This is a genomic window from Indolivaga capnocytophagoides (assembly GCF_036511535.1).
GTDB lineage: Bacteria > Bacteroidota > Bacteroidia > Bacteroidales > Dysgonomonadaceae > Dysgonomonas_A > Dysgonomonas_A capnocytophagoides.
The window spans coordinates 3,125,534-3,148,578 of the sequence record NZ_AP028867.1 but is presented as its reverse complement, the minus strand read 5'-3'; the positions used below and the strand labels follow the sequence as shown (position 1 = coordinate 3,148,578).

The 23,045-nt window shown below is 36.4% G+C and carries 17 protein-coding genes; 5 read left to right on the top strand and 12 right to left on the bottom strand.

The features are described 5' to 3' along the window. Window positions 1-17: 17 nt before the first annotated feature. The 4 genes from AABJ51_RS12670 to leuS form a co-directional block, all read right to left on the bottom strand. On the bottom strand, window positions 18-1,646 hold the full coding sequence (locus AABJ51_RS12670; RefSeq protein WP_338372814.1) for an ArnT family glycosyltransferase: 1,629 nt from the start codon (window positions 1,644-1,646) through the stop codon (window positions 18-20). 11 nt (window positions 1,647-1,657) lie between these two features. Further along, window positions 1,658-3,304, bottom strand: a complete 1,647-nt coding sequence (locus tag AABJ51_RS12665) for a glycosyltransferase family protein (RefSeq protein ID WP_338372813.1) — start codon at window positions 3,302-3,304, stop codon at window positions 1,658-1,660. 61 nt (window positions 3,305-3,365) lie between these two features. Beyond that, window positions 3,366-4,235 (bottom strand): YitT family protein, encoded by an 870-nt coding sequence (locus AABJ51_RS12660; RefSeq protein ID WP_026625972.1) that lies wholly within the window; start codon window positions 4,233-4,235, stop codon window positions 3,366-3,368. Between the two features lie 22 nt (window positions 4,236-4,257). Continuing rightward, entirely contained in the window at window positions 4,258-7,059 is a 2,802-nt protein-coding gene (gene leuS / locus AABJ51_RS12655; RefSeq protein ID WP_338372812.1) for a leucine--tRNA ligase, read from the bottom strand. Window positions 7,060-7,420: 361 nt separating this feature from the next. Here leuS and AABJ51_RS12650 point away from each other — a divergent pair, with 361 nt between their 5' ends. Beyond that, window positions 7,421-8,746, top strand: a complete 1,326-nt coding sequence (locus AABJ51_RS12650; RefSeq protein ID WP_338372811.1) for an NAD(P)-dependent oxidoreductase — start codon at window positions 7,421-7,423, stop codon at window positions 8,744-8,746. 146 nt (window positions 8,747-8,892) lie between these two features. Here AABJ51_RS12650 and AABJ51_RS12645 read toward each other — a convergent pair whose 3' ends face one another. Together AABJ51_RS12645 and AABJ51_RS12640 are read right to left on the bottom strand one after the other, a co-directional pair. Beyond that, window positions 8,893-10,503 carry an ABC-F family ATP-binding cassette domain-containing protein gene (locus tag AABJ51_RS12645; protein WP_026625975.1) on the bottom strand — a complete coding sequence of 537 codons (1,611 nt, stop codon included), beginning with the start codon at window positions 10,501-10,503 and terminating at the stop codon, window positions 8,893-8,895. A 72-nt stretch (window positions 10,504-10,575) separates the two neighbouring features. Continuing rightward, on the bottom strand, window positions 10,576-12,009 hold the full coding sequence (locus tag AABJ51_RS12640; RefSeq protein ID WP_026625976.1) for a PDZ domain-containing protein: 1,434 nt from the start codon (window positions 12,007-12,009) through the stop codon (window positions 10,576-10,578). A 335-nt stretch (window positions 12,010-12,344) separates the two neighbouring features. Between AABJ51_RS12640 and AABJ51_RS12635 the strand changes: the two genes are divergently transcribed. The 3 genes from AABJ51_RS12635 to AABJ51_RS12625 all read left to right on the top strand — a co-directional run bounded on the left by AABJ51_RS12635 (window position 12,345) and on the right by AABJ51_RS12625 (window position 16,703). After that, window positions 12,345-12,947, top strand: coding sequence for a riboflavin synthase (locus AABJ51_RS12635; RefSeq protein ID WP_338372810.1), 603 nt, complete (start codon window positions 12,345-12,347; stop codon window positions 12,945-12,947). A gap of 226 nt (window positions 12,948-13,173) precedes the next feature. Beyond that, window positions 13,174-15,918, top strand: a complete 2,745-nt coding sequence (locus AABJ51_RS12630) for a sensor histidine kinase (RefSeq protein ID WP_338372809.1) — start codon at window positions 13,174-13,176, stop codon at window positions 15,916-15,918. Further along, a complete protein-coding gene (locus AABJ51_RS12625; protein WP_338372808.1) occupies window positions 15,918-16,703 on the top strand; it encodes a LytR/AlgR family response regulator transcription factor in 786 nt (261 codons plus the stop codon). Before AABJ51_RS12630 ends, AABJ51_RS12625 begins: the two co-directional genes overlap by 1 nt. 17 nt (window positions 16,704-16,720) lie before the next feature. Here AABJ51_RS12625 and AABJ51_RS12620 read toward each other — a convergent pair whose 3' ends face one another. After that, entirely contained in the window at window positions 16,721-17,470 is a 750-nt protein-coding gene (locus AABJ51_RS12620; RefSeq protein WP_321577284.1) for a DeoR/GlpR family DNA-binding transcription regulator, read from the bottom strand. Window positions 17,471-17,692: 222 nt separating this feature from the next. Here AABJ51_RS12620 and AABJ51_RS12615 point away from each other — a divergent pair, with 222 nt between their 5' ends. Continuing rightward, a complete protein-coding gene (locus AABJ51_RS12615) occupies window positions 17,693-18,208 on the top strand; it encodes a 5' nucleotidase, NT5C type (RefSeq protein ID WP_338372807.1) in 516 nt (171 codons plus the stop codon). 55 nt (window positions 18,209-18,263) lie between these two features. Here the strand turns inward: AABJ51_RS12615 and AABJ51_RS12610 are convergent, their stop codons facing one another. From AABJ51_RS12610 to AABJ51_RS12600, 5 genes are all read right to left on the bottom strand, one after another. Beyond that, entirely contained in the window at window positions 18,264-19,208 is a 945-nt protein-coding gene (locus AABJ51_RS12610; protein WP_338372806.1) for a DMT family transporter, read from the bottom strand. A gap of 179 nt (window positions 19,209-19,387) precedes the next feature. Beyond that, window positions 19,388-20,656 carry a glycoside hydrolase family 28 protein gene (locus AABJ51_RS12605; RefSeq protein ID WP_338375997.1) on the bottom strand — a complete coding sequence of 423 codons (1,269 nt, stop codon included), beginning with the start codon at window positions 20,654-20,656 and terminating at the stop codon, window positions 19,388-19,390. An 862-nt stretch (window positions 20,657-21,518) separates the two neighbouring features. Next, complete coding sequence (locus tag AABJ51_RS19410; RefSeq protein WP_353527721.1) at window positions 21,519-22,001, bottom strand: RDD family protein; 483 nt, start codon at window positions 21,999-22,001, stop codon at window positions 21,519-21,521. Window positions 22,002-22,522: 521 nt separating this feature from the next. Next, window positions 22,523-22,705, bottom strand: coding sequence for an RHS repeat-associated core domain-containing protein (locus AABJ51_RS19405; protein ID WP_353527720.1), 183 nt, complete (start codon window positions 22,703-22,705; stop codon window positions 22,523-22,525). After that, on the bottom strand, window positions 22,705-23,043 hold the full coding sequence (locus tag AABJ51_RS12600; RefSeq protein ID WP_338372805.1) for a hypothetical protein: 339 nt from the start codon (window positions 23,041-23,043) through the stop codon (window positions 22,705-22,707). Before AABJ51_RS12600 ends, AABJ51_RS19405 begins: the two co-directional genes overlap by 1 nt. Window positions 23,044-23,045 lie beyond the last annotated feature (2 nt).

The following is a 23,045-nucleotide window of genomic DNA, read 5'->3' as shown; positions in this document are numbered from 1 at the left end:
CAGCTTGATTCTTAGTTTTAGTCATTCCATATAACGGAATAATATTTCCCTTGTTTTATTTTGAATTGCTTTCGGTCGATGTATTGTAATGTCACATTTGGAATCAGGTATGCTGTTTTGGGTGTTGGCTCCATATTGTTGGGTAGCCCGATAACTGCATTATCAAAAGATTTGGCGATTTTGATTCCTTCTCCTCTGTCTATCCTTGTATTAGCAAAAACATAAGGCGAGATCGGATTATAGAACAGAATCTCTCCCTGTGTGAACTCCCATGGATAGTATACCTTGGAGGGGTTAATAGTCCTTATAAATTTCATTTCGTTTTCGTAAGTCCATGAATAAAAAGGACTGTTTTTTTCTTTATTGAAATAAAATCTTAAGAAACATCCGAATATAATAATATATATTGGAATAGATAGCGCGAATATCTTTTTATACTCAATAGCGATCCAAATGCCGTATGCGGAAAAATAAATGAGAGGGAACCAAAGTATATTCCAATGCCAGACGGATGGGGTGACTAATATTATTATGGGAATACATGCGAGCAGCCATAATCCGAAGATAGTATTTAACGATCCTTTCTTTCGGTAGGCAGAATATATTCCGATAACGGTAAAAATTATAGTAAAAGCATTATAAAACGTTCCATAAGGGGATATCGCATTCATGATGTCTCCCGAGTGGTAATCACTACCCAATATTACAATCTTTACAGCCGATTTTATATAGTTATAAATGATTGCAAGGTTTAAATCTCCAATAGGATTCATCGTGTGGTTATGTCTTCCTTCATTTAGTACGGGTATAGTGAGGGGACCTAATTTTATGATATCCAATTTGAAAAAGAGGACTACGGCAAACAGTATTAGAGGTATGAGTAAAAGAATAGATGATATTGCAGTGTATATAATTTTTCTTTGATCTGATTTTCTGGATTTAATGAGATATATAATAATGCAGATGTAAAATACAGGCAGCATCAGCCAGGAGACCCCATAGGCATAAGCAGCAAGGTATAGGAAGATAAACCCGAATAAAAGAAACCAGAATCTTTTATTATTACAGCTATGTAAATATAAAAGAAAGAAGCAAGCTGCAATCAGTATCATATCGGGACAGATGTTACAATCCAGCCCAAATCTCGATTTCATGATGTGCCAAGGACTTATAGCCAAGAAGAAAGTGCATACTGCAACCAAGCTTACCGATTTTTGAGTTTTTCTTAATGTGTAATAAAAAAAGATCAGAGAAAAACAGCCTATAAGTGATGCCGGCAATCTGTATGCTTCGGCATTAAGTCCTAGCAGTTTTATAAATGGAAGAGCTGCATAGGCATATAATGCGCTTTGCCCCGTTCCCCACGATTTCAGGTAAACCGGATAGGATGCTAAGTTACTGTCTACTCCATAGTTCGCCAGACTCCATGAATCATATGCACCCATTGATTCATCCACGTATACTCCGTGTGGATATGCCAGATTTACGGATCGGACAATAATGCCTATAAATAAAGCAGATAGAGTCAGAATTGATATATTTCTGTTTGATTTTGAATCATTCCACGACTTTTTTAACTCATAAGTTATGAATATACTTACCAGTATTATAAATAGTCCTTGGATAATGTAAATGTCAGAATTCATTAATCAATATTTTATTTATTCCACAAAACAGAATAATATTTGCCATACTTAATATTAAAGGAGTCTTTATTTATATGGGGGATCATGTCATTGGATATAACATAACCATTCCCTGATTGTGGTATAATTTCAGGAGGTAGTCCTTGTATGATAATACTGTTTATGTTTTTATTTTTATTAATGTTTTTATTGATGTCCGTAATTAAATATGATTGAGTGGTTTTTGGATCAGTCGGATTGTAAAATAAAACAATACACGGACTTATGTCATGTGGGTAATATATCTTTTTTAGATTGAGATTCTGAGCAAACTTCACTTCATTTTCAATCATGTACGATTGAATAGATGTCGATGTTTTGTTACCAAAATATATAGATAAGAATAGGCCTAATATTATGGCGTACATGCTAAAAAAAAGAGGCCGGCACTCTTTATATTTACTGGCGAAGTAATATATTCCATTTGCTGTTAAGAAAATAAGGGGAATCCATATCAAAGTCCAGTTTACGACTCCTGTAGAACCTATAGTTATTGTCATTATTGAAGATATAAGAGCAATACTTATTATAATCACTACAGGTTTTCTGTCTTTGTAGGCTTCAATTATTCCATAAACAAGAAAAGGCAGAGAGATGATATTATAAAATATGCCGAAAAAGGGCATGGATGTTTCTATAGATACTCCATCTGTCCCTAGTAATAATATCTTAGCCTTACTTAATAAGGACTGGAATATTGCAATTGCTAAATTGTCATTCAGAAAAAGAGCTATAGAATTATTGGTTCGCGGATAGCTTAAGCCTGTAATAGTAAAAGGACCTACTTTCACGGGTGGAAAATCAAAGAAGAGTATTCCGCAAAAATATAGTAAAGGTAGAACTCCTATAGTGATTATGATACTATTGATAAGAATGTATTGCTTTTTTATCTTACCAGTTTTATATAAATACAATGATGTCAAGAGCAAAAAGAAGGGGAGGACTGTCCATGATATAGCATATGAATATGCTGTTAGTACCATAAATAAACACCCGAAAGTATAATATGTGATTCTTTTTCTTGAGCTACCCTCGTAATAAGCAAGAATTAAAAAGCATATACTGTATAACATTATCTCGGATGATAATATGGCATCCATCGAGAATCGGCTTTTCATTATATGCCATGGACTGATTGCTAAAAAAGCACAGAAGCATAAAATGAGTAGTGTATTCTGATTTGTTTTTCGAAGTGTCAAGTAAAAGAATAGCAAGCTAAAGCAGCCAATAATGGACATTGGTAATCTGATTACTTCGACCGACAGTCCAAATATCTTAACAAGAGGAAGGCTGATATAGGTATAAAGAGCACTCATCCCTCCACCCCATGATTCAAGATATACAGGAAATGATTGTAGATTTTGGTCGTATCCGAAGTTGGCTAAACACCACATATCATACCCCTGAAAAGCTTCGTCAATATTAACACCCTTCAAGTGGGAAAGATTGATGCTTCTTACTATGACACCTATGAAGATGATAATCAAGGTTAAATACAATGTAAGCTTGTCGTTTTTATTATTATAATGCTGTCCGATAGATTTGTATTCGTTAAAAAAGAATACAAGCATAATAATGAAAAAGACGCCTTGCACTATCATATAAGGCTGAAATTCCATATAGTGTAAATTTGAATGAGTATCCCTTTATACTCTCAGTTGTATGAGAAAAAATATCCCTTTATCTTATTTTGTCAAAGCCTTCGCCGTATACACCCCTAACGGTACTCTGCGAAATAAAGGCTTTTTCATCTATGCTGCGAATCAGGCGGAACAATTCTACTGATTCGGCTCTCTTTGCCAAAACCATGATTACTTTGGTTGGCTTTTTAGTATACCATCCCATTCCATCGAGCATTGTGCATCCCCGGTGAAGCTCTTTATTGATGGCTGTAGCTATTATATCGTGTTTGTCGGATATGATCAATACCTGAACCGATTGTCGGAAACCGTTTATAACCATATCAATAGCGTACGTCATTACACCCATTACGATCAATCCGTAAACAATCTTATTGAAGTCCTGAAACACAAAATAGGAGCAGCAGATAATCGTGAAGTCACAGAGGAGCATTCCCCGTCCGAAGGCTATATTCTTATATTTATTGATGAGGGCAACTATAATGTCGGTTCCACCCGTGCTTCCGTTTGCACTGAATACCAGACCGATGCCGCTCCCGCACATCATCCCGCCTATTACTCCCGAGAGAAGTGGTTCTCCTTCTATAATAGGCTCTTTCATTATTATTCCCAAAACGGTCATCATACCGGTTAGAACAACAACCCCGTAAATGGTTTTAACAAGAAATTTTAACCCCAGTATTTTCAATGCTACGATCAACAGTAGGCAGTTAACCACAAAGTAGGTCTCCTGCAACGGAATTCTTCCGTTTGTTGCATATTCGACCAGCAACCCGATACCGGCAAGTCCTCCGGTTACGATTTCTCCGGGGCGGATGAAACAAATAAGACCAACTGCATATAATGCAAGACCTAAAGTGATATTCAGGTAGTCTTTCCAATAAAAATTTTTAAGATACCGTTTAGGCATAATAATATATTCGTATAATTAATTATAATACGACGTTTACGATTTTCTTTGGTACGATAATTACCTTCTTAGGTGTTTTCCCTTCAAGCCATTTCTGAGAATTGGCATGATTTAAAACTGTCGATTCTATTTCGTTATTCGCTGCGTCAGCTGCAAATTCAATCGTAAATCGGGCTTTCCCATTAAAGGAGATGGTATAATTAATAACATCTTCATTCAGATAATCTTCGTTGTGTTCAGGCCATTGTGCATCACATACAGTAGTTGTGTAGCCCAGATTACGCCACAGCTGCTCTGCTATATGGGGTGCAAATGGAGCTATTACTGTAACGAGTTGTTCCAATACTGCCTTCTTGTTGCATTTCAATGATGTCAGTTCGTTAACACAGATCATAAAGGCTGATACTGAGGTGTTGAAAGAGAAATTTTCAATGTCTTGAGTCACTTTCTTTATCAACTTGTGCAATGATTTCAGTTCGTCTTTTGTAGGAGCATCATCTGAAATAGAAACTTCTTCTCCATTGAAAAATAAATTCCAGAAACGACGAAGAAAGCGATGCACACCATCTATACCATTCATATCCCAAGGTTTAGATTGCTCTAATGGACCTAAAAACATTTCGTACATGCGTAATGTATCTGCACCATATTTGTCAGCAACATCATCTGGATTTACCACATTATGATACCTTTTTCCCATCTTTTCGATAGTCCATCCACAGATGTATTTACCATCTTCAAGGATAAATTCTGCATTTGCAAATTCGGGACGCCATGCTTTGAATGCCTCTAAATCAAGGATATCGTTGCTTACAATATTTACATCAACATGTAATTCTGTTGTCTCGTGCTGATCTTTCAACCCGAAAGAAACGAACTTATTTGTTCCGTTGATACGATATACAAAATTACTTCGTCCTTGTATCATTCCCTGATTAATCAGCTTTTGGAATGGTTCATCCTCACATGAAACATTGATGTCGAATAGGAACTTATTCCAGAAGCGGCTGTATATCAAGTGACCGGTAGCATGCTCTGTTCCTCCGATGTATAAATCGACATTCCGCCAGTATTCGTCTTTAGCCTTACTCACTAATGCCTCATTATTATGAGGATCCATATATCGAAGGTAATAAGCCGATGATCCTGCAAATCCGGGCATTGTATTCAGTTCCAAAGGAAATATCGTAGTGTCGTTTATTTCCGATTTGTCTACTACTTCTTGTTTTACACTGTCCCAAGCCCATTTTCCAGCGTTTCCAAGAGGTGGTTCACCTGTTTCGGTTGGTAAAAATTTGCTTACCTCCGGCAATTCCAACGGAAGTTTATCTATTGGCAGCATATAAGGCATTCCGTCTTTGTAATAGACAGGGAATGGTTCGCCCCAGTATCTTTGACGCGAAAATATAGCATCGCGAAGGCGGTAATTGGTTTTCACCTTTCCGATGCCCTTTTCTTCGATGTATTGTTTTGCTTTCGATATAGCTTCTTTTACAGTCAGTCCATTCAGAAAATCGGAATTAGTAACGATACCCTCTTTTGCATCATAACTCTCTTCCGAGATATCGCATCCTTCTACAAGCGGGATAATCGGCAGATTGAAATGTTTTGCAAAAGCATAGTCTCTGCTGTCGTGAGCAGGTACAGCCATAATTGCCCCCGTTCCGTATCCGGCAAGTACGTAATCCGCAATCCAGATCGGAATTTCTTTTCCGTTCAAAGGGTTGATAGCATGTGATCCGGAGAATACTCCCGATACTTTTTTCTCTGCCTGACGTTCTCGTTCCGTTCTCTTTTTGGTTGCTTGCAGATAAGCGTCTACTTCAGCCTGCTGATTTGGTTTAGTCAACAATGACACATAATCGCTTTCGGGAGCAAGTACCATAAAGGTCACCCCAAAAACGGTATCGGCACGGGTTGTAAATATTTCGAGTTCGATATTAGAATCTTTTACCTTGAATTTCATTTCGGCACCTTCCGAACGTCCGATCCAGTTTTTCTGGGTTTCTTTTAAAGAGTCTGTCCAGTCTATTTTATCCAACCCTTCCAACAATCGTTGTGCATAAGCCGAAACACGAAGGCACCATTGACGCATTTTGCGCTGTTCAACGGGGTATCCGCCACGTTCCGACAAGCCGTTGATTACCTCATCATTGGCAAGAACTGTTCCCAATGCAGGACACCAGTTTACCATTGTTTCGCCCAGATAAGCGATGCGGTAATTTAAAAGGATTTCCTGTTTTTCTTTTTCAGTTTTGGATTTCCATTCATCAGCCGTGAATAATAATTCTTCGCTGCAAGCTATGTTCATACCCGCAGAACCCTGTTGTTCAAAAACAGAAACAAGTTCTGTTATCGGGCGGGCTTGTTGTTCGTCATAGCAATAATATGATTCAAACATCTGTACAAATGCCCATTGAGTCCATTTGTAATATTCGGGCTCGCAGGTTCTGATTTCACGATCCCAGTCAAAAGAAAAACCTATTTTGTCTAATTGTTCTTTGTATCTTTTGATATTCTGATTGGTTGTGATTGACGGATGCTGACCTGTTTGTATCGCATATTGCTCAGCGGGTAGTCCGTAGGCGTCATAACCCATAGGATGCAACACATTGAAACCTTGCAAACGCTTGTAACGGCTGTAAATATCCGATGCAATGTAGCCAAGAGGGTGTCCAACGTGTAATCCTGCACCCGAAGGGTAGGGAAACATGTCGAGGACATAGTATTTTGGTTTATCTTTATTCTCTACAACTTTGTAGATTTTCTGATCTGTCCAAAACTCTTGCCAACGTTTTTCGATTTCTTTGAAATTGTATTCCATGACCTTTTTTTAGTGTTTCTATTCTAAGTCAGTAACAGAACGCATTTATAGACATATTTAAGAGAATAACAACTTAATAGCTGTTGTTCTTGGATCTGCCAGTAAATAGGACTGAGACCTTAAAAGAACTTATTTGATGATATATTTTTTTTGCACAACAAAAATGTTCCGATTTCTCGAAACTTCAGTCGCAAAGGTAGTTATTTCTTTGGATTAAAAAGTATTGTCTAAAATGGAATTTTAGACATGTGCTATAACTATATTGTATCAGTTGTATGAAAAAGTAATCATTCTTATTTTGCTATGTATATTTTTCATAAAATAACTATATTTGAAAAGTTTGATTATCAATATTTGATTTATGGAACTTCGTACAGAAGACAAGCGTAGTGGTAGCTTTGCTGAGATAAATGTAAGCTATACAATGAAAGAAGCAATTAAGGAAGCAAAAAGATGCCTTAATTGTAAAACTCCGCTCTGTATTCAGGGTTGCCCGATAGAACATGATATTCCCGGATTTATTCACGAATTATCAATGGGTAATATTGGAGGTGCAATGCAGATTATCAATGAAAAGAGTAATCTTCCTGCGATTTGCGGCAGAGTATGTCCTCATGAGAAGCAGTGCGAGGGGCATTGTATTCTTAACAAAAAGAATAATCCCGTAAGAGTGGGTAAGTTGGAGCGTTTTATTGCGGACTTCGATAGTGAGATGGAGTTGATAAAGCGTAAGCTAAAACCCAAAACTAGGGGAAAGGTGGCCGTTATTGGTTCGGGGCCTGCCGGATTGACTGTTGCTGGAGATCTTGCCCGGGAAGGTTTTAATGTTGTGGTTTTCGAAGGGCAGAAAGAGTCAGGAGGAGTATTGATGTACGGTATTCCCGAATATCGACTGCCTCATGAAATAGTTAGGCGAGAGGTGCAAAAGATCGAAGCATTGGGTGTGACATTTATTAATGATTGCGTTGTCGGCGAAAAAATTACAGTTGATGGTATGTTGTCTCACGAATTTGATGCTGTGTTTATCGGATCTGGTACTTCCGTCCCCAAGACTTTAGATATAAAAGGAATAAAGTTATATAGAGTATTGCAGGCTTCTTATTTTCTGCGAATGGTTAGTTTGTTCAATAGTGAAGAGATAGGGCGGGCAGCCGTGCCCTTGATCGAGGGTGAAAATGTAATTGTGATTGGGGCCGGTAATGTTGCGATGGATACCGCCCGTACAGCAATACGGATGGGAGCCAAAGAAGTAACGATTGTTTCAAATGATACGATGGAAAACATGCCTGCTCTGCAAACAGAATATAATGAGGCATTGGAAGAAGGTGTGAAATTCAGATGGCAGACCGAAACCAGAGAATTTCTTGGAGACAATAATACCTTGAAAGCTTTGAAGGCAATGGATTCGTCGGGAGAAATTACAATTCCAGTCAATCGTGTTTTGATTGCTATCGGGTCTAAGCCTGCAAACCGCATCGTGTCGACCTCTCTTGGTATCGAAATAAATGAAGCAGGATATGTGATTACAAAAGACCATCCGTATGGGATGACTACACGAAAAGGAGTTTTTGCGGGAGGTGATGTGGTGCATACTCCTCAAACCGTTGTTTTGGCTATGAGAGATGCAAAGCGTGTGGCAATGGGGATTGCCCAATATGTGGATGCCGTGAAATTACTCAGCGACTAGTTTTTATTATTATATTTAATGGATCGCAGGGATGCGAAAAGCGGCAGTCTTTATAAGAAAGACTGCCGCTAATTTTTATCTATTGCTTAAAATAACATTCGACTATGATCCGAATGCGAGTTAATGAATAGGGGTTTTGAGACCTCTTAATACATCTTTTCTCTTAAAGCTTTAATTTCCGGTGATACGATATAGTCATCATAATCCATATATTTATCAATGATCCCGTTTGGAGTCAGTTCTATTATACGGTTACAAGTTGTCTGGATGAATTCGTGGTCATGAGACGACATCAAAATAATGCCTTTGAATTGCTTCAGAGTATTATTGAATGCCTGAATAGATTCCAGGTCGAGGTGATTTGTAGGAGAATCTAATACCAGGCAGTTGGCACTCTTCATCATCATACGTGCAAGCATACAGCGCATTTTTTCTCCTCCTGATAATACTTTGGCACTTTTAAGTACTTCTTCTCCGGAGAATAACATTCTCCCTAAAAATCCTTTGATGTATATTTCACTAGTGTCATCAGAGAACTGAGATAACCACTCAACTAAATTCTGGTCTATTTTGAAATATTCCGAATTGTCAAGAGGAAGGTAAGCCTCAGTGATAGTCTGTCCCCATTCGAATGATCCATTGTCTGGATTCTGGTATCCATTGATGATTTCGAAGAAAGCGGTCATCGCTCTGGGATCTTTTGAAAGGAAAACGACATGGTCTTCTTTTTCGATATTCAGGTTTACATTATCGAATAAGACTGTGCCTTCGACAGATGCCTTCAGGTTTTTTACTTCCAGAATCTTGTTTCCAGGTTCACGATCAGGAGTGAAAATGATTCCCGGATATTTTCGAGACGAAGGTTTTATCTCCTCAATGTTTAGCTTTTCCAACATCTTTTTACGGCTTGTGGTCTGTTTAGACTTAGCTACGTTGGCACTGAAACGGCGGATAAATTCTTCGAGTTCTTTTTTCTTTTCTTCGGCTTTTTTGTTTTGTTGAGCTTGTTGACGAAGTGCCAGCTGGCTCGATTCGTACCAGAAGCTATAGTTTCCGGGGTAAAGGTTTACTTTTCCGAAATCGATATCTACAGTATGTGTACATACAGAATCGAGGAAGTGACGGTCGTGTGATACGACTAATACAGTATTTTCGAAATTGGCAAGGTATTGTTCCAGCCACATAACTGTATCAATGTCCAAGTCATTGGTAGGCTCATCGAGCAACAGGTTGTCGGGGTTTCCGAAGAGGGCGCGAGCCAAAAGGATACGCACTTTTTGCTGACCGCTCATGTCCCGCATCATTTGTTGATGAAGTTCGTCTTTTATCCCTAACCCGCTTAATAATGCCGCTGCATCGTTTTCAGCATTCCATCCTTCGAGTTCAGCGAACTTTTCTTCTAATTCAGAAGCTCTGATTCCGTCTTCGTCCGTAAAGTCTGCTTTAGCATATAATGTGTCTTTTTCGGTCATTATATCCCACAATATTGTATGTCCTTGTAGCACTGTATTCAATACAGTCTGATCGTCATACGCAAAGTGATCCTGCGACAGAACAGACATACGCTCGTTTGGGAGCATTGAAAAAGAACCTTGTGTTGCATCTTTTTCTCCACTTAATATTTTTAAGAAAGTAGATTTTCCGGCTCCATTCGCGCCGATTATACCATAACAATTGCCCGGTGTAAATTTCAAATTCACATCTTGAAATAACACTCTCTTTCCAAACTGAATTCCTAAATTAGATACTGTAATCATATTTTACCTCAAAATTAGAGGATAACCGATACTGGCTATCCTCTAATAATATTTATAATGTTTTTAAAATTATCAGAGCGCCTTTATGTCTACCGAAGTCTGTAACTCGGGTATGATCTGAACATCTTTTGTATTGTTTCCGCTTTTCACCTCAACCTTCACCGATTTGGCGGAGTTGGATGGGACGAATTTTTGGAATGCGTAAAGATAGCTAAAACATGGCGTATATATAGGCTCTTTTTTGAAAAGATCCGAAACTTCTGCATATTTGTTGATACTCCATATCATACAGTCAGGGAATCCGTTGGCATCGATAAAGCGAGTTTTAGGATTTCGGTATTTCATTGATTCAATGATGAATCGCTTATAACCGTTCTCCTGTTCTGCTTTTGTATATTTAAAGTTTACATTGTTGATCTTTTCAACAACATCACCGGCTCTTAGTCCGGCTTTGTAGGCAGGAGAGTTTTCGTCTACGCTAGCAAGGGTTTTGAGGTCTTTGTTATCAAAATTCATACCTGTGTAATTAAAACCTTTGTAGTTGACAAGATATTTCGCTGATGTTTTGGCGGTGGTGTAAGGATATTGCATCATCATGAGAGGTGCATGTATACGGGTATATTCAGATAAATCATAATCGGAAGTAAGGTATTCGGTTGCTTTGCAATCCCAAATCTGAGTCATTTTATCTTTACTGATATACTTTTTGTCGAAAAATCTGATTCCTAATTCAAGTACATATTGTCCTTTTGTTTCTGCATTCACATCATCGCCCGAAAGTATCGGAACCTGAATCATCTGACGGGTTTCAGGATCGAATCTCCATGTCTTTTGATTTTGAATTCTACCTGCAGAACTGTATTTAACATTCGGCTGATAACTGTAGTACGATTGTACAATAATGTCAGGATCATTGCTGCTTCTTGTTAAACCTCTATCAATAAGAGCTTCTTCAATTATTTTGTTTATGTAATGGTCTATTTCGGGAACAGATGTACCCTCATTGATGAAATCGAATGTGTGATAATCCGAAAAGTCAACATTTTGATTCGGATTCACTTTCAGAGGTAAGGTAAATGATCTGTCGCTGGTGCTTTCTATGCTATAAAAAGAATACATAGATGCCAGATCAAATTCACTGATGGAATTCATAACTCTGGTCTCTGCCTCTACTTTGTATTCTTTAAAATAGGTATTGATATTTCTAATAGTTAAAGTCATATCCCTTTCGCTGCCTCCGGTAAGCCATCCTGCTATTGTTTGGCTGTTTCTTAGATAGGTTGCAGAGCCGTTGACTTCCATTATGATGTCGCCACGTTTCAATCCCGCATTGTATGCAGAAGAGAAAGGCTGTACGTATGTTATTACGGGTTCGCCGTATCCCCAGTTTGGGTTATTACTAACTTCGAATAAAATACCGCAATCTCGATATTTACGGTTTGGTTGAGCATTTATCCCTGATACGATTAGTGCTATAAGAAATAAAATAAGACTTACTTTCTTCATTTATTTAGTTAATTTTACGTTTGTTGCTCTTTGTTTATGTGGTTTTATTTCTTTTTGTTAATATGTAAGTATGTCAGTTTTTTATACTGAGTTTAACAAATTCGGTCATCAAAACCTTACAGATCTTTAAATATACGTTTCAGTTTGCAAAGATACACTATTAGTCTAATAATCAAACGCTAAATTTCAGATAATTTTTTTTGCTCTTTTCTCTGGTTTTTATTTTGTATCTTTGTATCCCTTTAAGGATTGAGTCCTTTTTGTATTGGCTATATTGTTGATATGATTGTAGTTAATTGTAAACATAGATTGAATAATCAAAAAAATATAAGGATATGTTTTCAGGAATTGTTGAAGATGCAGCTATTATAAAAAATATCCGGAAGGAAAATGAAAATATACATCTGACTCTCGGTTGTTCTTTTGTGAAAGAGCTGAAAATAGATCAAAGCATCGCCCATAATGGGGTGTGTCTTACGGTTGTAGATCTTGCCGAAGATTCTTATACTGTGACAGCTGTAAAGGAAACGTTGGAAAGATCGAATCTCGGATTGTTAAATCGCGGAGATAAGGTAAATGTGGAGCGCAGTATGTTAATGAACGGACGCCTTGACGGGCATATCGTTCAAGGACATGTTGACCAGACCGCCCGTTGCATCGCTATTGATGAAGCGGATGGCAGTTGGTATTTTACTTTTGAGTATGATTACGATAAAGAGATGGCAAAAAAAGGATATCTTACAGTAGATAAAGGATCAGTTACGGTAAATGGTGTAAGCCTTACTGTATGTAATCCTACAGATAATTCTTTTCAGGTAGCTATTATTCCATTTACATACGAGCATACAAACTTTCATCAGTTTAAAGTAGGCTCGGTTATTAATTTAGAATTCGATATTATCGGAAAATATATCAGTCGTATTGCAGCAATAAAGTAATACTTAAAGATTGATTTATTTACGGTTTGCCTAAGTATTTGATAAATGAGGCCGGAAGTTTTTCTTCCGGTCTTATTTGCTTTTATTGGTATGTACTTTTGAATAATAGATAAGATAGGTAGTATAATAAGTCGGTGAGACTGTTTGATAAACTTCTGATTTTAAGAATTGACAGATATATAATTTTATGATACGAAATGAAATCTGTTAATTAAATTTGTTTGCTATGAAAAGAATATTGTTAATTGCGATCATGCTATTCTCAGTCTTATCTGTTGAGATTTGGAGCAAGAGTGTTACTTCGGTCAAGGATTTAAAAGCGGGAGATTCGTTTAGCTTGAAAATTACTGTTCCTGTCGGAAAGTCAGAGCCTTCGTCGGTCTGGAGTTATGATAATGTACAGAAAATAGATGTCGAATTTATTGTTTTATCTGTAGATAAAGATTCAGTACGCATGGCTGTAAGACCTTTTAACTGGTATATATGCTATCCGAATCTGAATTATCCGGATTTATTAAAGAGAGAAGGTGTAGGAGTAAATAATTATTTAGACTTCAGTTATTACGGCGATTATTTTGATGGAAAGTCGCGTTTCTTTCTTTTTGAGAATAACTTGGTTACAGCATCGCTAGCTAATAATACCGGAGAGGTGAGCGTTAATTTTCCGAAACAGACTGACGACCCGAAAAGTGGGAGGTCAGCTAAAATGTGGTATGCACAGATCTTCGAGATACCAAAGGGGTTAAGTATGGTTCATTTTGATGGAACGATATTAGATTATACTCTGAATTTTGATTTTATAGTAAAATCTGCTCTGCAATCTTATTTTAATCGATGGACGAAGAACCTTAAAGAAGGACTGTCCATGCCTTGGCTGATTGATTTGAGTCCCGATGTTAAAAAAAATTCAGAAAGTCCTGCATTTATTCAGTTAAGTTCGGCTTCATTCGATTTAAATCCGAATACTCAGATAAAACTGACTGTTCCTGTAGATATTGAAGAAGATCGGGTTTTTATTTCTAACGGAGACATTAAAATAAAGCCGGTTCATAAAGATGGAAATACTTATCAGTTTGATTTATTTTTATCCGAACCTAAGCGGGTTTATTTTGAAAACGTTATACTTGATCTTACTCCCGGAGATTCTCTTAATGTAGCTTCCATTAATAGCGAATATAAGATCTCAGGTAAAGGGTCTATAAATAGTATATTTACGAATGCAATAGTGCCGCTATTATATAAGGGGGAGAAGAGGTCAGGCGACTTTTTTGCACAAGCTGAGTCGGTTTTCAATACAGAGTTCAGCAAATATGAATCTTCGATGAATGAGTATTGGGTAAAATCAGCCAAGCTTTCATTCGACTATTGGTATGCGGCTCAGAAGATGATAATCTATAATGAGAATGTAATGAGAGATTGGGGACAGAGGTATCATGACGAGAGCAATATACCTTGGGGTGATAAGCATTTTACGAATCTCTATCCTTTTACCGATTATTTGTACCAGCCCTATAATTACGGGGATCTTATTCAGACATTTTTTGACTTTAAAGCACGGCAGGCAAATAATAGTATACTCACCGGTATAAGGTATTTACAAGGGAATATTATGAAATTTTATTTTGCCGATGCTATCTTTTGGGGATATCCGAGGTTTTATTTGACAAGCGAAGCCTTGAAAGATCAAATGATTTATTTTCAGTTGAATGAAAGCGAAAGGGAGTATAAATATTTTATTGAAAGATGTAGTATTCCTGAGTTTCGGACTCCGGTTGTCAATTTGCATGAGAAATTATTGAAAGTTGAGCCGGGAGCCAATTTGAAAGGCTTGGATCTGGATGTCGAGAAATACCTTTCGATTGGAAATAAGTCAGATGAATATATAGTTCTCTTTGTAAGCGACAATTTAGGTAACAATCCGGATGATCGGTTTTTCGAAAAAAGACTAAGCAATTTCGAAGACGAGATTAAAAAAGCCAAATTGGAGAAGAAAGTAAAAGTTTATATTGTTACCGGAGAATCCCAAAAATCTCTTTTTGAGAAAAATAATAAGATTCATCAGTTCTTGCATTTTGTGCCCGATAAAGTCATTAGAGATTATCGATATAAGGTAGCGTCTAATCCAGATGCTTATATCGTGATGAGGAATGATGGTACTATTGTAGATCGATGGCAAAACAGCAAATATATAGATTCTCCTCACTTTCTGATTCGGTTGATACAGGATGATATGGATACCTTAAAAACAAAAGACTCTGCTTTAAGCAGGGTCTTACCCTTTGTTTTGATTATATTAGCGGCTGTTCTTGTTACATTCTTTCTTGTGCGTTTCTTCGTGAAAAGGCAGGAGAGGGTGAGGAGGCAGTTACTTGAACTCGAACTCAAGGCTATCAGGGCACAGATGAATCCTCATTTTACATTTAATGCTTTAGGTTCTATCCAAAATCTTATAGCTCAGGATAAAAGGAAGGAAGCAGATGAATATCTCGTTAATTTTGCAAAACTTCTTCGTATTGTGTTGAATTCTTCAGAGACAAGGCTGATTCCTTTGTCGGATGAGATAGCTCTCATTAGTTTATATTTGCACTTAGAGCAATTGCGTGTTCCTTTTACTTATTCTATTGTGGTCGATGAAAATATAGAAACTGAGATAGAGGAAATTCCGGGAATGCTTATTCAGCCTATTGTTGAAAATGCGATAAAACATGGGATTGTTCCTTATGGAGGAGGAAATGTTATAATTGATTTCAGTCTGAAAGATCAAATTTTATATGCTCAGGTAACTGATACCGGTAGTGGATTTATGCCGGATATAGAGAGTAAAACGAAAGGTTTCGGTTTGAAATCTACCCGAGAGCGGCTAGCTTTATTGAATAAAGACTTGCACTTGAATATAGGCATACAAATAGAAAATGTAGAGCAGGATGGAATAACAAAAGGATGCAGGGTTATTCTTAGTATTCCTGTTTGATGGATAAAGAATCTGATAATATGGAAGATATAAAATATAAGATAAGAGGTGTAATTGTTGAAGATGAACAGCACAACAGAGAGAACCTCTATAGTAAACTCAAAGATTATTGTCCTGATTTGGAGGTTGTAGCCCTTTGCTCTTCAGCTTTGGAAGGGAGACAAAAGATCTTAGAGCTGAAACCCGATTTGGTTTTTCTCGACATTGAAATGCCCGGAGGTGATGGTTTTTCGATGATGGAAAGTTTATCTGACTTGAATTTTGAAGTCATTTTTGTGACAGCATTTACGAATTATGCGGTTAAGGCTATTAAGTTTTCTGCGTTGGATTATATTGTAAAGCCTATCGATACAATCGAACTCCTCCGGGCAGTGGATAAAGCCGCAAAATCAATACAGAATAGGATGACTAATCTCCGTATGGTTAATCTGCTTGAAAACCAACACCGTGATTCTCTTAATAAGGTTATCGCTCTGCCTTTGTCAGATAAGATAGAGTTTGTAGAAGTGGCTGATATCGTTCGTTGTCAAGCTGATGGAAACTACACAAATTTTTATCTGAAAAATGGAGATAAACTATTAATTTCAAAGACGCTGAAAGAGTATGATGAGCTGCTGACTGCATATCATTTTCTGAGGGTACACCAGTCGCACCTTATAAATCTGGATGAAGTGAAGAGCTTTGTGAAAACTGATGGCGGATATATTCAAATGAAAGACGGAACTAGTATTGTTATCTCAAGGCAGCGTCGGGAGATGGTTTTGAGGATATTAAACCATCGTTGAGGAAGAATTTCCGGTTATCAGATAATTTCACATGGACAATCATGCCAATGTTGTTTTATATAATTCACTTTATCATCTTCTGTGACAAGATAGTCAATATCCCCTAAGGATGCGACATGATATGCCCTTGCGGTATTGAGCTTATAACTATCTGCCAATACTATCCTTTTTTTCCCTCTTTCTATCATGAAGCGTTTTATCATGCCTTCCTCCCGATCGGGAGATGTTAATCCTTTTTCCGGATGTATATCGCTAATGCCAATGACCGACCAGTCTGGATGTACGGTTTGTAAAGCCTGAAATACTGATATTCCGACAGTAACCTGAGATGAGGGGAATACTTTACCTCCCAAAAATATCACATCAAGATTAGGGTGGTTAAAAAGAACGTTTACTATAGGAAAGCTATTTGTATAAATAGTTAATTTGAAATTTTTGGGTAGTTGACGGGCTATTTCCAGATTAGATGTTCCTCCGTCTATTAATATCACATCCCCTTCTTTGAAAAGAGGTATTACTTTTGCCGCCATTTGCTGTTTGCTGGCAATAGCTGTATTCAGCCGATCTGTAAATTCTATCGAAATACCCGATTTGGGAATTGCACCACCATGTACTTTGGTTAATAGTCCTTTTTGTTCTAATTCAGTGAGGTCTCGTCTCAAAGTATCATCCGATACTTCTAATTCTGCACTAAGGGCTGTAACGTATATCCTGTTGTTTCTACTGATACAGTTTAGAATATATTCATGTCTTTCTTCTTTCAGCATAATACCGCTTTTAATGTTGCATAATTCTGCAATTATACATAGTTTTAATGTAAATAGAATGCTTTTTTGCTCCTTTTTTATGGGTTTTGCGGTTTTTTGTATTGTGTTATCTAATGTTTGAATAAAAACCTCAAAACTGGAAAGAATTCAGCATAAGCAAAAAATAACCCATAGGGGAAATTAATTCGGATAAAGCAATATTAATAGTTAATAAATAAAAAAATGAGACATCAAATCTTAGTGGACATGGATGGTGTATTAGCAGATGTATATACACATTTTATAAATCTTGAATACAAAGAATCAGGTAAAACCTTTACTCAGGAAGATTTGCGAGGTCGTTTGGAGGATTTTGTATTCCCTTCATTTCAAAAACTCGTAAATAGTGTTGGATTTTTCAGGACTGTGCCTCTTTTACCTGACAGTGTCGAAGGCTTGAAGTATCTGAACGACAAATATGAAGTGTTGATTGTGTCTTCGGCTACAGAGTTTCCGAATAGTTTAACAGATAAACGTTATTGGCTGGCAGAGCATTTTTCATTTATCTCATGGAAGCAAATGATTTTCTGTGGAAGTAAATGTAATATAAAAGGAGATGTAATGATCGATGATCACCCCAAAAACCTTTCTTTATTTGACGGCAAGAGAATATTGTTCTCACAGCCGCATAATGTGTATGTTCATGATGAAACTTACCAAAGGATTTCAGGATGGAAGGATATAATGAACCTGCTTTAAAACTGAAGCAGGTTCATTATATCTTTAAAGTAGAATTACTGAATTTTAAAATGTATTACTTCCATCTAAAATACTTCTGTAATGTATGTCTGGCATTATTGACCGTTGCCAGTAAAAACTGAGGGTGTAAAGACTTTCCCGCAATTATAAGAATCACAGCAAATAAAATCATCAGTATACCCACTGCCATCCGCATAGAGAAGAGTTCTCCAAAAACGGAAACACCTATAACAACAGCTGTCAGTGGCTCTAGTGCTCCCATAATAGCTGTCGGGGTAGAACCAATAGCATGTACAGCCTTAACCATCGTTATTAAGGATATTATAGTAGGAACTAAAGCCAGCATTCCTGCCCACATCCACATGGATGGTGTGGTCAGCATCTGTAAATGGTTGGCCTCTGAGCTGAGGGAGTGTATAGTAATTGTCAGCATACAGAAAAGAAGCACATAAAATGTGAGTTTCACCGATGACATGGTTAATGACGATTTGTTTACAATTATAATATAGACGGCATAGCTAAGGGAAGATGTCATGACTAACAGTACACCGATAGAGCTTAATGTACTGCCTCCCTCATTCTTGTAAAGGAAAGAAATTCCGGCTAGAGCAAAAAGAATCGATAAAGCGGTAGTGAGTGATACTTTCTCTTTAAAGACCACAGCCATTATTACTGCAACCATTACAGGATATACAAATAATATAGTAGAAGCTATTCCTGCATCCATATAATGAAAACTAGTGAACAGGCTTAGCGATGATATTCCAAAAAGTATCCCTAAGCTGCTGATAATAAGTAATTCCTTCGGAGTTATCCTGAAAGACTTTTTTTGAACAAGCATTAGTCCTCCGAGAATGATCGCAGCTAAGGAAAATCTGTAAAACAGAACGGAATTGGCATTTACCCCTTCTTTGTATAAGGATAGTGCTCCTAGTGGATTTGTTCCATAGCTTACCGCAGAAATAACGGCATATAGAGTTCCTTTCAGCTTTGAATTCATGGAATACTTTTTGAAGTAAAATTACAGAAAAGCTCCGAATATCTATTCTCTGAAATAATAAGAAAAACAAATAAATAAGCAACAGAAAGTATTTAATGTAGTATTCTAATGTGATAACTTACTCTTGCTGTTATGCTTGCTAAGTCAATAAAAAGGTCTGAGACCTTAAGATAATCTTCTTATTCATCATTTTTGCTTATTAATTTTCCATTGACTTCGACATTCTCAAGTTTTAGATTAACCACGTTTTTCATTTGAGTTGCTTTCGGGGCATTCTTTACCTTTATATTCCGTAATGTTATGTCGTGTAATTTAGCTTCGGGAACCCCGTTTGCCATAATAGCGACACTATCTACTCTGTTGCACACAATGTTTTCGACTGTAATATTCCTGAATTGAGTGGGGTAGTTGCCCCCTCTGTATCCATGATAATCGGTACGGAAGTTAACTACTCCCCACGAGCAAATGTCAGCTTCGATATTTCTCATGTACAGATTTTCGAAGAAGCCTCCTCTATCGAGATTCGACTTAAAATATATGGCATTTCTACAGCTGTCTATTTTACAGTCTTCGATAAATATATTGCGTACTCCTCCCGACATCTCACTCCCGATAGTTATAGCCCAACGTGCAAAATGGCAATTTCTGATGATCACATTTTCGGTTGCGCATCCTATTTGCCAACCTTCCTGGTCTCTTCCCGATTTGATGGCTATTCCATCATCTCCTACATTAAAATCGACATTCTCGATCAGTACATTTGATGATGATTCGGGGTCACATCCATCATTGTTAAGATTATTACTGTCGATATATACATTTCGCACGATTACGTTATCACAATATACAGGATGGATAATCCAAAATGGAGAGTCGTATATTTTTAGATCTTCAACTAATACATTCTTGCAACCGAAAAATTGAATCATCCCGGGACGAAGATACCAACCTTCCCCGAAGACACGTTCATAGACCGGAATAGAGTCGTTGCCCATTTGGCGCAGTCTATCTGTTGCCGGATCTTGTTTTTGCCGCCAGCTGTTGAATTCAACAGATCCATTGCCATCGATTTCTCCTTTACCTGTTAGTGCTACGTTTACTGACTGATAGCTGTATATGAACGGGCTGTAGTTATAACATTCGGTTCCTTCCCATTTAGTAAGTACCATCGGTAGATAATCTTTAGGGTTGGTCGAAAATTCTAATCTTGCACCTTCCTCGAGATGTAGGTTAACATTACTTTTCAGCATGATTGAGCCCTTCACTAAATAAGACCCCTTAGGGATCAGAACCTTTCCTCCTCCATTCGTATTACACGTATTTATAGCGGTCATAATGGACGGTAAACTATTGAAGGTTGTATCGGACTTAGCGCCGTAATCAAGAATATTGAATACCGTGTCGGGGAATTGAGGAGGTGATATGTTTTTCATTATATGAGGAACCATATCCCATCCTTCGGCAATGTCATTTGATTTTGTGTGTGTGCGAGAACAGAAAGTGATAAAGAAACATCCTGTTATAATAATTAATGTAAAGAATAAGTTTTTCATGTTGTATTTTGAGTTAATAATTAATGTTTAATGGGAACAAAACAATAATATCTATTTTGCTGAATAAACACAAAAGGTAACAAAAGTTACTCGAAAACTACATCTTTTCAGTCGTATACTTTTCCAAGTTGAGATATTATTGTGAAATTTAAAGAACACTTTTGGTATAGATAAAAATATAATGATATGCTAGAAGACTGATTGCAAATCCTTTTTTTGATTAGGCCACGGAGTATATCCGAGTAGATGGAGGTTGCTTTCCACATCTTAAGTAGGCGATTCAAAATATTAGATTTACCGATATAAACTCCAATCGATTTGACTCATTAGATAAAAAGAGAATATTAGATTTGCAAAAACAAATGCTATAAATATATATACAGCTATATCATAGATAATCCTCTTTTTCCTACTTAGGTTGTCAAATTCTTTTATTATAGTTTTCCATTGATCACGAGATTGAAATACTATATAGTTAAAAGCATAAACGAGAACTGTTACAATCCATATATATAAGTTATTATTTAGATGAATATATCGATTAATGAAAATTTTATAATAAACGTAGATAGATATAAGAAAGAGAAGCTCTAATATGGACAATACTATATTTGCTTTCATCTCTGTCTTGAAGACAAAGAATCCTGAGTTATAATACTTATATAATCGATAATATAGATAATGATATGCTTTTTTCAAATTCATTTTAATTAAATTCCTCTTCATAATTAAAGAGAGAAAGAAACTGATTATCAGCTTAGATATATAATAATCGGTATGATCTGGAATTGTAAACAGTAAAGTATAGGATTAAGCTAATAATAACTGCAGTTATTATCATGAACAGTATACTTCTCGTTATTATATTTCGGGTAACAAATCCAGAAGCACTTGTTTTCGTTACAACTTCTGTTTGAGCTATATAATCTCCAAATTTTCTCCCTGTGAATAATATAAGGAATAAATCAATCGGCCATAGAAATAAGAATATATTCCGAATACAACAGATTAATTTGGATGGTGTAGATTGTCCTTTCTTTTTAACAACTTTCAGTTTGAGGATTCTTTTACCTAAACTTTGTCCATCTAATATGTCTTTATTCAGAATTAAAGAAAATATCAAAGAAAAAACTATAATAATTGTCAGTGGGTGCTCGTCCATGAACAAGCTTATAATTGCACCAGGGAATAAGATAGATATAAGATCAATATAAAAAGCTACCAAACGTTTAATTTTCATGAGAAATATAAAATAGATTAAATAACATATATTGGAAATTGAAATTATTTTATTGACATGTATACCAAAAAATAATAAGAGTAAAAAGATGGTAAACCAATTCATTCTTTTTAAATCAGCAGCCTTAACTTTTCCTTGAGAAAGAGATTTTTTTCTTATAAAATAAGGTACCTCCAAGTATACATAATATAGACATACAGATATCATCAATATTGATTGGATGAATAAATAGTGATGATATAAAAAAAACCAAAACCAATGATATATAATCCAATACACATTAATAATGACTTTAGTTCCTTTATTTGCATAAACATATAAATTTAATTATATAATAATTACGATTGTACTGAGTTCAAATCTAAACTTCTATTTCCAGAGATCCGATAAACTTTTTATAACTTCATATAAAGAGGCTTTACCTGCTGTAGCTCCGCCAAAATTCAAGCTAATAAGATTAGCTTTAGCTTCAACTCCTTTATTGTTTACTTTTACAGCAAGACCAGCTTGCATACCAAGACTTATGGAGGCAGAGAAAGCCCCTTTGAAATTATTGTAAGCTTCCCCCCAGGATTCACTAATCTCATCAGATTATTCCCTACATACACATACGGACTCCAACTAAAGTAATTCTCAACTAACGGGTCTACACTCGTAAACCTCACAGTTGCCGGATCCATATACCTAGCCGCATAATCATCCATCAAAAATAGAAGAACACACCTGTCCCTCTTCTATTTGCTTCTATAAAGATATTTAATAAAAACTCAATATTTGGTGAATCGAGTTTTTTTTGAACTCCTTTTAGGTATTCTATAATCTCTTTTATTTTACTAATATCAGTGATTTCCTCTTCTTCATAATCATCAATAATCGTATTTGCAATCATATTAATCCTCTCAAAAATGTGTAAATTCCATAAATCATAAAAAATACAATCATCAAATACATATTCATTTAATAAATTTTTGTCTTCATATTCTATTGATGCTTGTAGTTTACACATTGCTTTTAGGTCTTTAGGAACTACTATTGTTTTCACTA

Bases quoted from the DNA above. Each gene is read 5' to 3' on its own strand.
- AABJ51_RS12670 (WP_338372814.1), bottom strand. From the start codon at position 1,646: ATGAATTCTGACATTTACATTATCCAAGGACTATTTATAATACTGGTA.
- AABJ51_RS12665 (WP_338372813.1), bottom strand. From the start codon at position 3,304: ATGGAATTTCAGCCTTATATGATAGTGCAAGGCGTCTTTTTCATTATT.
- AABJ51_RS12660 (WP_026625972.1), bottom strand. From the start codon at position 4,235: ATGCCTAAACGGTATCTTAAAAATTTTTATTGGAAAGACTACCTGAAT.
- leuS (WP_338372812.1), bottom strand. From the start codon at position 7,059: ATGGAATACAATTTCAAAGAAATCGAAAAACGTTGGCAAGAGTTTTGG.
- AABJ51_RS12650 (WP_338372811.1), top strand. From the start codon at position 7,421: ATGGAACTTCGTACAGAAGACAAGCGTAGTGGTAGCTTTGCTGAGATA.
- AABJ51_RS12645 (WP_026625975.1), bottom strand. From the start codon at position 10,503: ATGATTACAGTATCTAATTTAGGAATTCAGTTTGGAAAGAGAGTGTTA.
- AABJ51_RS12640 (WP_026625976.1), bottom strand. From the start codon at position 12,009: ATGAAGAAAGTAAGTCTTATTTTATTTCTTATAGCACTAATCGTATCA.
- AABJ51_RS12635 (WP_338372810.1), top strand. From the start codon at position 12,345: ATGTTTTCAGGAATTGTTGAAGATGCAGCTATTATAAAAAATATCCGG.
- AABJ51_RS12630 (WP_338372809.1), top strand. From the start codon at position 13,174: ATGAAAAGAATATTGTTAATTGCGATCATGCTATTCTCAGTCTTATCT.
- AABJ51_RS12625 (WP_338372808.1), top strand. From the start codon at position 15,918: ATGGATAAAGAATCTGATAATATGGAAGATATAAAATATAAGATAAGA.
- AABJ51_RS12620 (WP_321577284.1), bottom strand. From the start codon at position 17,470: ATGCTGAAAGAAGAAAGACATGAATATATTCTAAACTGTATCAGTAGA.
- AABJ51_RS12615 (WP_338372807.1), top strand. From the start codon at position 17,693: ATGAGACATCAAATCTTAGTGGACATGGATGGTGTATTAGCAGATGTA.
- AABJ51_RS12610 (WP_338372806.1), bottom strand. From the start codon at position 19,208: ATGAATTCAAAGCTGAAAGGAACTCTATATGCCGTTATTTCTGCGGTA.
- AABJ51_RS12605 (WP_338375997.1), bottom strand. From the start codon at position 20,656: ATGGTTCCTCATATAATGAAAAACATATCACCTCCTCAATTCCCCGAC.
- AABJ51_RS19410 (WP_353527721.1), bottom strand. From the start codon at position 22,001: ATGAAAATTAAACGTTTGGTAGCTTTTTATATTGATCTTATATCTATC.
- AABJ51_RS19405 (WP_353527720.1), bottom strand. From the start codon at position 22,705: ATGGATGATTATGCGGCTAGGTATATGGATCCGGCAACTGTGAGGTTT.